Below are 11,682 nucleotides of genomic sequence, written 5' to 3'. Positions count from 1 at the left end.
GGCGCGCACCCATCGACGGATCTCCCCCGGTCTCCGACCGGGGGGACCCCCATGCTGTGCTCGCTCATGACACCGGCTCCGTCCGTTCGGGGGGCGCGGCCGCCGTGCCCTCCTCGGTTCCCTCGGTGTCGACGTGACCCAGCTCGGGGCGCGGGGCCAGCGGACCGAGGTGGAAGACCATCCGGGCCTCCACGTCCCCCACATTGCGGAAGCGGTGCCGCATATAGGGGGGAATGAGTAGCCCCTGGTCGGGGCGCATCGGGTACGCCTCGCCGTCCAGGTCCACCTCGAGCGCGCCCTGGACGACGTACACGAACTCCTCGGAGTACGGGTGGTAGTGCTCACCGATGCGCTCCCCGGGCTGCACGAGTGCCATGCCCATGAAGCCGCTCGTGGCGCCCACCGCGCTGGGTGTCAGCATGGCGCGCAGATCACCTCCGCGCCGGCGGTTGGGCTGGGTCTCGCTGAGGTCCACGATGCGTGGGCGGTGCGTGGTCATGGCTGATTCCTCCAGGGGCGTGAAGCCGGCGGGTTGGGTGGGGTGAGGGGCCTGCGACGCCGGTGCGGTCAGGCGTCCGAGGCCCGGCGGTCGGTGATCAGCGCCATGTCGGAGCGCGTCAGGAAGCTCGCGAGCTCACGGTCGGTGGACAGGCCACCGGCCGCCTCGGGGTCGAGCAGCCGACGCAGCACGGCCGTCTTGCGGGAACCGCGGACCCCCAGCGAGAGCGTCGGGTCAGCGTCGAGGGGGACCGTCAGGTCGATGAGCCGGACCACGATGTCGTCGCGCTGGAAGATGGTGCTGCCGGCGATCGGGCACGCCGGGTCGTCGGCGGCCAGCTCGTCCTGACGGGCCAGCATCCTGGCCAGCGCCATACCGCAGCCTTCCTTGGCGGGGTAGTACAGCGCGTGCCGCCGTACGCCCTTGGGCTGCTTGCCGTTCGCGGCGACGTGGTGCACCGCGGGCAGGGCGGCGCGGGTGAAGAAGACCCGGGCGGAGTTGGGGTCGCTCAGATCGCGGTCCTGCTCCAGGTACGGGTTGATGGCCTCCTCGACGGCCCGGACCTCGGGCTGGCGGGAGATGTGCCGCAGCGCGGCGACCAGGTCGCCCTGCACCTCCACCGCGCGCACGACACGGTTGCCGTGCAGGAACAGGGAGGTGCGGCGCAGCCGGGTGGTGTCGTCGACCCGGGCCTCCGGGGAGGTGTAGCCGGCGAGGATCTCGGCCACCTTGTCCTCGCTGCCCGGCTTCACCGTGAAGGTCAGGGCGTGCCGGACCACTCCGTCGCCGACGCGCGGGTTGGCCTGCAGCCGGCCCTTGGGGGGCTCGGGGGTGTGGGTCGCGACGTTGGAGGTCTCGCGCAGCACGCTGAAGCGCAGCGAGCGGGTGTCGCGGACGCAGCTGTGCAGCGGCTGCACCATCTTGACGTGCTCCTCGCTGTTGACCCAGGCGAGGAAGGGCGGTGCGCTCTCCCACTCGCTGGTGATCAGCCATTGCGAGGGGTTCTCGATGGACTGGCACAGCTGGTCGGTGATGTGTCCGGGGACGGACGCGACCTGGTTGCGCAGGTGCTCGTAGGCCTCCAGGAAGCGCTGCTGGGCTCCTTCGTGGAGGTCCAGGAGCAGCACGACCCGGAGCCGGGAGCCGTCGAAGGCTGACTGGGATATACGTTCCGACAGCGTTGTCATCGTCTACGCATCTCCTTCGGGGCTCGGTGGCCCCTGTGGTGCGTCGTCAGTTCCGGTGCGATCCGGGTGACTGAGCCGGATGGTGGGACGGCCCGGGCGGTGTGCCGGGAGGCGTCCCGGATTCGATCGTGGCCGCCGCCCACGGGCGGCGCGAGATCTGTGAGCCATGCAGGTGAACCGTGATCGAACACGTCCACGGCCGGGCATGCGTGCTCCATCTGCCCCCAATGTGCCTTGGAGCTGGAGCACGCCATGAATCCCACCGTCGAAGACCGGGTCCCGGTACTGGTCGTGGGCGGGTCCCTGGTGGGCCTGTCCGCGTCGCTGTTCCTGGGACGCCTGGGTGTGCGGCATCTGCTGGTCGAGAAGCACTCCGACACCTCGCATCACCCACGCGGACGAGGCAACAACGTCCGCACCATGGAGCTGTTCCGGGTCGCCGGAGCGGAGGACCGGATCCGTGAGGCGGCCTCGGTCCTGGCCGACAACCACGGGATCCTGCAGGCCCGTTCGCTCACCGGCGACGAGCAGGAGTGGCTGTTCAAGGAGATCGACCCGGGCGGCGGACTGGCCCGGATCAGCCCCTCGGGATGGTGTCTGTGCAGCCAGAACGACCTGGAGCCGGTGCTGGTGCAGTGCGCCCGGGAGCTCGGCGGCGACCTGCGGTTCTCCACCGAGCTGGTGTCGTTCGAACAGGACGGGCAGGGCGTGACCGCGGTCCTGAAGAGCCGGGAGACCGGTGCGCACTCCACCGTGCGCGCGGACTACCTCATCGCGGCCGACGGCCCCCGCAGCCCGGTCCGCGAGCGGCTGGGCATCGGCCAGACGGGACCCGGCGCGCTCTTCCACAACGTCAGCATCACCTTCCGCGCCCCCGGCCTCGCCGAGGTGGTGGGCGACCGCCGGTTCATCGCCTGCTACCTGACCAACCCCGAGGCCGACGGCGCGCTGCTGCCCGTCGACAACCACCGGGACTGGGTCTTCCACGCCCCCTGGCACCCCGAGGACGGCGAGACCCTGGAGGACTTCACCGACGAGCGGTGCATCGACCACATCCGCCGGGCAACGGGCGTGCCGGACCTGGACGTTGAGATCACCGGCAAGGCGCCCTGGCACGCCGCGGAGCGGGTGGCCGAGCGGTACGGCGCCGGCCGGGTCTTCCTCGTCGGCGACTCGGCCCACGAGATGTCCCCCACCGGAGCGTTCGGCTCCAACACCGGCATCCAGGACGCCCACAACCTCGCCTGGAAGCTGGCGGCGGTGCTGGACGGCGCGGCCGGACCGGGGCTGCTGGAGACGTACGAGGCGGAGCGCCAGCCGGTGGCGCGCGAGACCAGTGCCCGCGCCTCGGCGCGCTCCGCCGAGCACAGCCACCCCGGGTATGTGCCGGCGCCCGGCGCGGGCGGCGGCCGGCAGCGCGGGGTGCTCACCGTCGCGCTCGGCTACTGCTACCCGCGCGGCGCGGTGCTCGGCGCCGACCCGGAGCTGCCGGTGGTGCCCGAGGCGCTGCGGTCGACCGGCGAGCCGGGCACCCGCGCCCCGCACATGTGGCTGCGGGACGGGGACCGGCGCCGCTCGACCCTGGACCTCTACGAGTCCTCGTTCGTGCTGCTCACCGGCTCGGACGGGGATATGTGGCGCACCGCGGTGAAGGGCGCCGTGCAGCGCTTCGACGTCCGGCTTGACTGCTATCTGATCGGCCATGAGCCGGACGACGACCTGGCTCCGGAGGAGGGCGCCGACTGGGCCGAGAAGCACGGCACCACGCCCGAGGGAGCGGTCCTGGTCCGTCCCGACGGCTTCGTCGCCTGGCGGGCCGAGGGCCGGGTGGCCGACCCCGAGGCGGCGCTGCGCGAGGTCTTCGAGGGCCTGCTGTGCCGGACACCGGACCTGACGACGTAACAGAGACAAGGTCACCAGGACGTGTGACGGAAGGTGTGAGAGAGAACCGAGGGGCCGGCGGGGCAACCCGCCGGCCCCTCGGCGCGGGGAACGTATCTTCTGCCCGTCACCACCGCAGGGGCTTCTGCGGACCGTCCCGGCCGCGTCCCGCAACCCGGGGACGGATTTCCGGTTGAGTCCGGGCATGGACGCCAAGCAGCCCGTCTCGCACCGATTTCAGCGCCTCGCCCTCCCCCGCCAGCCGCCGCTGCCCGCGCCGGGGCGCCGTGCACGACGCCGCTCCGAGGAGGACACGCCGATCTTCGACCAGTTGCTGAAGGAGTGGCAGGCGGGCACCCTGCGCCCGACCGTTTCCTGGCCGTCCGACGATCCGGGGAAGATCCGGGCGGGCGCCGCTGTTGGGACCGATGATGGCCGTCCCTCTCCGCGGAACCGTGACAAGGAGCCCGACCGTGAGCCTGTACGACATTCCCCTGCGCACCCTGACCGGTGAGCCCGCCTCCCTGGCCGACTACCGGGGCAAGGCCCTGCTGGTGGTGAATGTGGCGTCCAAGTGCGGGCTGACCCCGCAGTACGAGGGCCTGGAGCGACTGCAGCGGCGCTACGAGGACCGCGGTTTCAGCGTGCTGGGCTTCCCCAGCAACCAGTTCGCCGGGCAGGAGCCGGGCACCGCCGAGGAGATCGCCACGTTCTGCTCGACGACGTACGGCGTCAGCTTCCCGCTCTTCGAGAAGACCGAGGTCAACGGCGCGGCCAGGCATCCGCTGTACGCGGAGCTGACCACCGCCGAGGATGCCGAGGGGACGGCGGGCGACGTCCAGTGGAACTTCGAGAAGTTCCTGCTCGACACCGACGGCCGGGTGGCCGGCCGCTTCCGGCCGCGCACGGAGCCGGAGGCCGCGGAGCTGGTCGCCGCCATCGAGGCGGCGCTGCCCGCCTGAGCCGTCCGGCCGCGGTCAGGCCACGGCGATGTCCGTGGCCTCGGCCTCGTCCGGGGACGCACCGTCGGCTGCGGGTTCCTCGGCCGCCGTGCCGTCGGCCGGGCCGGCGTCGGCGGACACCAGCTCGAAGTCGTTGCTCAGTCCGGTCATCCGGAGCAGCCGCGCGACGCTGCCGCCGGCGAGGACGCCGCTCAGCCGGAGCCGGCCGCCGCGCTGCCGGGTCCGGTAGCGGGCGCGGCTGAGCAGGGACAGCCCCGCGCAGTCGATGAAGGTGACCGCGCGGAGATCGATGAGGAGATCGGCGCCCTGGTCGCCGGTGAGCTCGTCCAGGCGGTCGGCGAGCACCGACACGGCCAGGATGTCCAGGTCACCGCGGAGTTCGAGGACGGTCGTGCCGCCCGCGGCGCGGCGGGGACCGACAAGTCTCGGGTAGTACTGACCTTCTTCCATCGGCCCGACCCACTTTCGTTCCGGGGCGCGAGTTCTCGCCACGCGTCCCCGGCGGAGACATACGGAAAGGTGTGGGGGGCGCCCGGCGCGATCCGGGCGGGTCGGCCCGTTTCCGGGTCGTGGGTGGTGCGGTGCGTGACGACTGTGCCACTACGTTTCTGCAGCTGCGCCCGTAGTTGTCTACGGCTTACCCGCCGAGCGCCCCGCTCAAGTCCCGGCGCACGCCTCATCCATAGGTTGTCTCAAAGTCGCCCTTTGCGGGCGGGCCGAGCGGGGTGAACCGCGGCGCGCGGTCCGGCGCGAGGGGGCGGTCGACCGCCTCCCGCCCCACCTCCTCACCGCTCCGGCCCCGGCCCGACGGCGACGGCGACGGCGACGGCGACGGGCCAGGAGCCGCCCACCGGAGCCGGCCCGCCGGATGGCACCGTCCGCCCGGCCGGAAGTGGCGCCCTGTTGTCGGCCGGCGGTGCCGGCTCGCGCCGAGCGGCGGTCTACTCGGCGTCGAGCTGGTGGTCGGCCCAGACGTAGCTTTCGGGGAGCAGGTCGGTGATGAGGACGGTTCGAACGCGGTCGCCCTCGCCGACGATGACCTTGAGGGCGGGGAAGTAGTCGAGCAGGACCTGGCGGCACCGGCCGCACGGGGGGACGACCCCCCGGTCGCGGTCGCCCACGGCGACGATCGTGTCCAGCTCATAGGCGCCCTGGGCGGCTGCCGTGCCGACCAGGACCAGCTCGGCGCAGGGGCCTCCGGTGAAGTGGTAGGCGTTCACCGCCGTGACGATCCGGCCGTCCTGAGCGCGGGCCGCGGCCGCCATGGTGTGGTTGTCGCCCCGGCAGCGGGTGCGTGCGACGTACGCCGCGGCTTCGATCAGTTCGTGATCGACGGGGTGGGTCTGCGTGGTCATCTTCTCTGCCTTCGTCGGGTGTCGGACGACGTTGACCCGAGTGAAGGAGGGCGCGCAAGCGCATAGTTGGCCGCGGCCCGGTGGACCGGCGCTACTGGTCACGTCCCGGCCGGCGTGATGCGAGGCTCCGCCCCGCCGGGTCACCCCCAAGGCGGTCCGTGAACCGGGGTGGTGAACGTCGCGCCGTTGCCCGGATGCCCAGGGCAACGACATCAGCGCCGGCGCGCGGTCGGATGCGGGACGAGCCGGCTCAAGCGGCACCCGCGGGCCCTACGAGACACCGCGAACGCGCCACCCGCTACGAGGCGACCGCACTGGCCGCAGTCCCTGAAGAACGGCGGTGACCAGCACTTTCGCCACAGGCGCCGACCCGGCTCACTCCGTTGGACACTGTCTTAGACTGGCCGGAACGCCCGAACGAGTGAGGTGTGTCCTGACGTCGCCCGACCCGGCAGCCGAGCCCCCTGCCGCCGCAGCGGACCTCGCCGAGCGCACCGCGCAGGACCTGCGCGAGCTGGCCGGCGGGGCGGTCGCCCGGCTTCCGGAGCTGCTGGAGGCCATGGCCGCGGTCGGCGCCGACCACGATCTGCACCGTGCGCTGGCCCGGATCGCCGAGACCGCGGCCTCGCTCACCGGGGCCCGCCACGCCGCCATCCGCCTGCGCGGCACGGACGGCGACCCGGCGGAAGACACGGACGGCGAGCTGATCGCCCACGGCACCGACCCCGGGGACGAGCAGGGTGGCGCCGGTGACCGTCTGGAGGTGCCCATCACCTTCCACGGCGAGCGCTTCGGCGGTCTGACCCTCGCCGGGAAGCGGGGCAGCGGGGCGCCCGGAGCTGCTGGAGCGTCGCCCCGGGAGCGGTTCACCGAAGAGGACCTGCACCTGGTGCGGGTGCTGGCCACCGAGGCAGGCATCGCGATGGGCAATGCCCGGATGCACGCCGCGGCACGGCAGCGCACCCGCTGGATCGACGGCGCGGCCTCGGTCACCACCGCGCTGCTGGCCGGACCCGAGGCCCATGCCACGGCCGAGGACGCACTGACCGTCGTCGCGGAGAAGGGCCGCGAGCTCGCCGAGGCGGCCACCGGCGCGGTCCTGCTGCCGCACGCGGAGGGCGGCATGGAGGTCGTGGCGATCTCCACGGAGCTGTCCGAGGCGATCCGCACCGAGGCGTACCGGGGCCGGATCCCGGAACGGAGCCCGGTCCTGCACCAGATCAACGCCGGGCTCGCGGTCTTCGCCGATGACTTCGCCGCCGACGCCCGCTCCGTCTCCCGGCTGTCCCGGCACTACGGCCCGACGATGCTGTTGCCGCTGCGCAGCAACGGGCGGGTGCTGGGGGCCCTGGCGCTGTGCCGGCTGCCCGGCGGCCCGCGGTTCAGCCACTCCGAACGCACCCTGGGAACCCAGTTCGCCGCCCAGGCCGCGCTGGCGCTCGTACTCGCCGACCGGCACCGCGACCGCGAGCGGCTCGCCGTCTACGAGGACCGCGACCGGATCGCCCGTGATCTGCACGACCTGGTCATCCAGCGGCTGTTCGCCACCGGCATGCTGCTGGAGAGCGCCCGGCACAAGGCGCAGGTGCCGGAGGTGCAGGAGGGCGTCGGCCGGGCGGTCGACGAGTTGGACGCCACGATCCAGGAGATACGGACCACGATCATCGCGTTGCAGCAGGGCCCGCCGGAGGCCCCGCCCGGTCTGCGGACCCGCATCCTGCGGGAGGCGGGCGCGGCCGCCGAGGTGCTCGGTAGCCGCCCGTCGGTGCAGTTCGTGGGCCCGGTGGACGCACGCGTCGACGAGGCGACCGGGCGGGACCTGCTGACCGCACTCCACACCACGCTGACCGCGAAGGGCCCAGGCCGCGCCGAGGTCGTCGTCGACGCCGCCACCACGCTCACGGACGGCCGCGCCGCGGTCCGGCTGACGGTCACCCGCCCGGGCACCGGCGCGGCACCACTGGTCTGGGAGCGTCCGCTCTAGGGCCCTTCGTCGGGCTGCGTCCCGACGCCCCACCAGCCCTGGCCTGCGGTTCTGCCACCTCTACGGGCGGGAGCCGCAGCGCGGATCCCGGCACCCGGAACCGAGCATGGATGTCAGGTGCCGGACCTGAATGCACCAGGGGGCCACACGACGTCGACGGCCAAACCGGCCGAGCGGGCCACGGCCACGGTGTCTGCCGTACCGCCGCCGCGACCTGTGGGGGCGCTGCCGTCCCAGACCGCGACGAGGCGGTCCGCGCCCTGGAGCAGCCACCGATTCGCCGCTTCGTAGGCGGCGCGCCCCGCGTGCTCGTGGGGCATGACCACCACTTCGGCGGCGGCGTCGCGCAGCGCGTCGAACGCGGCGAGGTCTGCGGGGCGGACCACCGCTTCCCGGTAGTCCCGGGACGGGATGATCGCTGACAGTCGGCCGCCGAGCGAGAGGATCTCCTCGGCGAAGAGGGAGTCGGCGCCGCGAGCCAGGCACGAGCGCCCCACCAGCGCGTCGTCACGCAGGTCGGCCAGGAGTTCACGGAGGTCTGTGCGGATGGCACCGACTGCCTCGTCAGCCAGGTCGAGATGACCGGTGACGGCGATGGTGACCACGTGACAGTCCTCTTCCGGCCGAGGCGATGTGCCCTTCACCCTAACCCGCTCCGGCGGCGTGGTGAGGGAAGAAGGGAGTATCCGCGGCCGTCACACGACGGCGGCGAATCCCAGGACGTAGGCCAAGGCGAAGAGGAGCGGGACCCAGCGTTCGACACGGCTGAGCGGGACATAGACGCGCCAGTCCCGCCCCTCACTGAGCGCGCGCCACTCAGCGGCGACGAAGGCGCGGGCCGGTAACCGCTCCTCGAACGCTCCGATCACCTCGAACTTGCCCTTGTTCAACTGCTGGTAGGAACGAATGGTGAACCACCAGGTGGCGCACACGCCCAGCAGGACCAACAGGGCCGCGAGGGCCAGGGCGACCGGAGCCCGACGGTGGTGTTCCTGGGACACCCAGGTGCCGAGGAAGACGAGCAGACCGCTGTGGAGGGTCAGGAAGAAGGTGTTGGCGAGATTGCGCCGGGCGCTGACCCGGTCGGCCATCTCCACGCACAGCTTGTACTGCTCGAAGACCGCGGTGCGATACGTCGCAGCCGTGTCGCGGTAGTCGTTCGTGTCGATGTCTTCGTTCCACAACGAGTCGCTGATTCCGGCCATGGTGGCGTCTCTCTCCGGTCGTTGCCCTCGCCGAGCCTGCCGCGGTCATGGGCGGGCAGGCCGGCGGGCGTGGGGGTGAGGGTGAGTGGGGTCGGCCGGTGGGGTGCCCGCCGTCTTCGCGGCGGGCTGCGCCACCGGGTCCACCGCAGCGGATTCCCTCACACCGCGTTCCGGGCCTGCCCGTGGGTCTGCCACGCGGTGATGCGCCGGACGATGACGAAGAGCAGCACTGCGGCCGCCAGGTAGAGCACCGTCAGCAGGGTGGACACGTTCGCGTTGGACAGCACGTCCTGCTCGCTGTCGAACGTCGAAGCCATGCGCCATTGGATCGGCTTGACGACGAAGGTGGCGACCACGAACAGCGCCCACCAGGCGTTGACCAGGGTGACGGGGACGGACCGCTGGGGTGCGCTGGCCCGCCAGATGTCCCGCACGACCTGGTACGGGATCCACAGGTTGACCACTGGGGCGGTCCAGCCGCCCACCACCCAGCCCCGGGCCCGGCGGTGCGCGGCGGCACCGCTCATCAGCTCGGCGTTGATCCGAGCCCGCCACAGCCAGACCAGGAACGGCACGCCGGCCGCGATCCCTACCAGCGCCCCCGGCCAAAACCCTCCCAGCATCGCGAGGGCACCGGAGTCGGCGGCCTCGAGGTCCGCGGCCGTCGCCCTCCCGGCCAGGTAGTCGTGGACGACGACGTAGTCGTGCCAGTTGCCCACCGAGACCAGTACCTCACGCACGAGCATGAACGAGATCAGTACCGTCGCGGCGGTGGCCGCACCGGTCAGCGACCTGCGCTGCTGCGCACCGGCCGGAGCCGCGCTCGTGGGAATGCCCTGCTGTGGCGTGCCCTGCTGTGAACCGTCCATGATCCTCCCCCGAAGACCGTTCGACCCGCTCCGCACTGCTTCTCCGCATTGCTCGCAGTCGGGATGCTAATGGGCGCTGCCCTGTTGTGTCCCCCTTTTCTCCGAGCATCATGCGGATCCGCCGCCACGGAATGGCGCTACCGGGGACCGAACAGCGGCAACGCCCGGGACACGAGCCAGGCCAGCAGGGACAGGGCCGTGACAAGAGTGAAGCCCTTCCACAACGACGTCTGGGTGGCGAGGGTGGCCCTCCAGGCCATCGTCCGCCTACGGACCCCCACGGACGCCAAGGCGACCTTCATGGCGCGGGCCAGGTGGTGCGCGGGCGAGAGCACCATCGTCGAAACCAGGCCTGCCTTCATGGAGCGGGCCACGTGGCGCAGGAGCGCGTCCCGCGGGGCCTTGTCACGGGGTACGGGCCCCACCGGGTGCACATGGGGCGTCCATGCGCCGTCGAAGGTGATGACGGCGGAGGTCCAGGCGTCGCCCCCGGCCGCCTCGTTCAGCCGGGACGGGGTCGGCAGGTGCGCGTCCAACCGTTCGGCCACCTCCGGGAGCCCACCCGGCGCCAGCAGGACGAGCTTTCCCGCAGGCTGGGTGGCGCGGGCCTGCTGGACCTCCCACCACAGCCCTTCGCCCAAGCCCAGGCGCAGCACGATGAGTTGGGACAGCTCCATCAGCCGCAGCACCGTGGGCTGCCAGTCGTCGAGCGGCAGGTAGAACCGCGCCGCCCCCAGCCGCGGCAGCGGCTCCCCGGGCCTGCCCACCGTGATCACGGGGCCGACGGCGCCCAACGCCCCGGTGAGCTGCTCCTCCCGCGAGTGGATACTGATGTACGCCGCCGAGTCGTCGACCTGGGCCGCGAGGTCGTCGTCGGCGAAGCTGCGCAGGTAGAGCACGGGTGCGCGGCCGTCGGCCAGCAGGGCCTGGGCCGCGCCGCGTGCCGAGCGCGGGCGGGTCCAGCGCAGGATCAGCACCCCGGCCCCCAGCGCAGCCAGGCCACCGACCAGCAACAGCATGAAGGTCATCGGTGGCATCTCGTAGCCCTTCCGCTGCGCCGTACTGGCGGCGAAGACGCCCCCCGCGAACAGCCCGTATCCGACGCCGCTGGCCACCAGGAACACCGGCCGCCGCCACCATGGCCGCCGCGGGACGAACCGGCTGACCACGCCGATGATCTCCGCAGCGCCCGACCGGCGACGACGCCGCAGCCACAGCGCCGGCACGAGGAGCACCAGGGGCGGCGCCGCCCAGTACCACGCGGTCGCGCTCGACGAGCCGAGCTTCCGGTCGAGCCCCGCCTGGTCCCGTTCGACTTCGGCCGCCAGCCCGCCGACACGCTCGCGGGCCAGGGGGACCCGGCCCTGCTCGGCGTCGCGGGCGACAGCGGAGACCAGGGACCGGCTCCGTCCTGGCGGGGCGTTCTTCTCGAACCACGCGTCGCCCGCACGGATTTCCGCGCGCGCAGACACGACCCCGTCGGCATAGCGGTCCAGCGCGGCGGTGAACGCGGTGGCCCGCGCCGGGGCGCCGCGGAAGCGCTCGCAGGCCCGCAGGTCCATGCCCGCGGTGACCGCCAAGTGCAGCGCGACATAGGCCGTGACGATGGCGACCGCCGTGATCAGTCGGGCGAACGCCCGTAAGCCCGAGGACACCTCGGCCCACCCCCTCACCCCGCACCGGAACCGCCGTCCGGCGCGGACCGCGTCCGTCCTACCACCTCGGAGCAGGCGCCCGTGG

At 72.5% G+C, this 11,682-nt stretch carries 11 protein-coding genes; 3 read left to right on the top strand and 8 right to left on the bottom strand.

All coding sequences use genetic code 11. The features are described from left to right. Positions 1–64 precede the first annotated feature (64 nt). Together AB0G84_RS04190 and AB0G84_RS04185 are read right to left on the bottom strand one after the other, a co-directional pair. The gene (locus AB0G84_RS04190) at positions 65–499 is read right to left on the bottom strand and encodes a cupin domain-containing protein (RefSeq protein ID WP_361315250.1); all 435 of its coding nucleotides are present in this window, start codon (positions 497–499) and stop codon (positions 65–67) included. Between the two features lie 68 nt (positions 500–567). Then, positions 568–1,686, bottom strand: a complete 1,119-nt coding sequence (locus tag AB0G84_RS04185; protein WP_361315248.1) for a SchA/CurD-like domain-containing protein — start codon at positions 1,684–1,686, stop codon at positions 568–570. A 252-nt stretch (positions 1,687–1,938) separates the two neighbouring features. Between AB0G84_RS04185 and AB0G84_RS04180 the strand changes: the two genes are divergently transcribed. Both AB0G84_RS04180 and AB0G84_RS04175 read left to right on the top strand, forming a co-directional pair. After that, on the top strand, positions 1,939–3,588 hold the full coding sequence (locus AB0G84_RS04180) for an FAD-dependent monooxygenase (protein WP_361315246.1): 1,650 nt from the start codon (positions 1,939–1,941) through the stop codon (positions 3,586–3,588). A gap of 452 nt (positions 3,589–4,040) precedes the next feature. Further along, a complete protein-coding gene (locus AB0G84_RS04175; protein ID WP_361315243.1) occupies positions 4,041–4,529 on the top strand; it encodes a glutathione peroxidase in 489 nt (162 codons plus the stop codon). Between the two features lie 15 nt (positions 4,530–4,544). Here the strand turns inward: AB0G84_RS04175 and AB0G84_RS04170 are convergent, their stop codons facing one another. After that, complete coding sequence (locus AB0G84_RS04170) at positions 4,545–4,979, bottom strand: STAS domain-containing protein (protein ID WP_361315240.1); 435 nt, start codon at positions 4,977–4,979, stop codon at positions 4,545–4,547. A 491-nt stretch (positions 4,980–5,470) separates the two neighbouring features. Next, on the bottom strand, positions 5,471–5,884 hold the full coding sequence (locus AB0G84_RS04165; protein ID WP_361315238.1) for a cytidine deaminase: 414 nt from the start codon (positions 5,882–5,884) through the stop codon (positions 5,471–5,473). Between the two features lie 421 nt (positions 5,885–6,305). Here AB0G84_RS04165 and AB0G84_RS04160 point away from each other — a divergent pair, with 421 nt between their 5' ends. Then, on the top strand, positions 6,306–7,868 hold the full coding sequence (locus AB0G84_RS04160) for a GAF domain-containing protein (RefSeq protein ID WP_361315236.1): 1,563 nt from the start codon (positions 6,306–6,308) through the stop codon (positions 7,866–7,868). 113 nt (positions 7,869–7,981) lie between these two features. On the opposite strand, the gene AB0G84_RS04155 is transcribed toward AB0G84_RS04160, so the two are convergent. From AB0G84_RS04155 to AB0G84_RS04140, 4 genes are all read right to left on the bottom strand, one after another. Next, the gene (locus AB0G84_RS04155; protein WP_361315234.1) at positions 7,982–8,473 is read right to left on the bottom strand and encodes a hypothetical protein; all 492 of its coding nucleotides are present in this window, start codon (positions 8,471–8,473) and stop codon (positions 7,982–7,984) included. A gap of 90 nt (positions 8,474–8,563) precedes the next feature. Continuing rightward, entirely contained in the window at positions 8,564–9,073 is a 510-nt protein-coding gene (locus AB0G84_RS04150; protein WP_361315232.1) for a hypothetical protein, read from the bottom strand. Between the two features lie 158 nt (positions 9,074–9,231). Beyond that, positions 9,232–9,942: a DUF4328 domain-containing protein gene (locus AB0G84_RS04145; RefSeq protein ID WP_361315230.1), complete on the bottom strand. Its 711-nt coding sequence runs from the start codon at positions 9,940–9,942 to the stop codon at positions 9,232–9,234. 137 nt (positions 9,943–10,079) lie between these two features. Continuing rightward, positions 10,080–11,597: a transferase gene (locus AB0G84_RS04140; RefSeq protein WP_361315228.1), complete on the bottom strand. Its 1,518-nt coding sequence runs from the start codon at positions 11,595–11,597 to the stop codon at positions 10,080–10,082. Positions 11,598–11,682 lie beyond the last annotated feature (85 nt).

The organism is Streptomyces sp. NPDC020742 (assembly GCF_040641675.1).
GTDB lineage: Bacteria > Actinomycetota > Actinomycetes > Streptomycetales > Streptomycetaceae > Streptomyces.
The sequence above is the reverse complement of the archived record's forward strand: the minus strand, read 5'-3'. Positions and strand labels throughout refer to the sequence as shown.

Coding starts and splice junctions, on each gene's coding strand:
- AB0G84_RS04170 (WP_361315240.1), bottom strand. CDS start 4,979: ATGGAAGAAGGTCAGTACTACCCGAGACTTGTCGGTCCCCGCCGCGCC.
- AB0G84_RS04185 (WP_361315248.1), bottom strand. CDS start 1,686: ATGACAACGCTGTCGGAACGTATATCCCAGTCAGCCTTCGACGGCTCC.
- AB0G84_RS04150 (WP_361315232.1), bottom strand. CDS start 9,073: ATGGCCGGAATCAGCGACTCGTTGTGGAACGAAGACATCGACACGAAC.
- AB0G84_RS04165 (WP_361315238.1), bottom strand. CDS start 5,884: ATGACCACGCAGACCCACCCCGTCGATCACGAACTGATCGAAGCCGCG.
- AB0G84_RS04180 (WP_361315246.1), top strand. CDS start 1,939: ATGAATCCCACCGTCGAAGACCGGGTCCCGGTACTGGTCGTGGGCGGG.
- AB0G84_RS04145 (WP_361315230.1), bottom strand. CDS start 9,942: ATGGACGGTTCACAGCAGGGCACGCCACAGCAGGGCATTCCCACGAGC.
- AB0G84_RS04190 (WP_361315250.1), bottom strand. CDS start 499: ATGACCACGCACCGCCCACGCATCGTGGACCTCAGCGAGACCCAGCCC.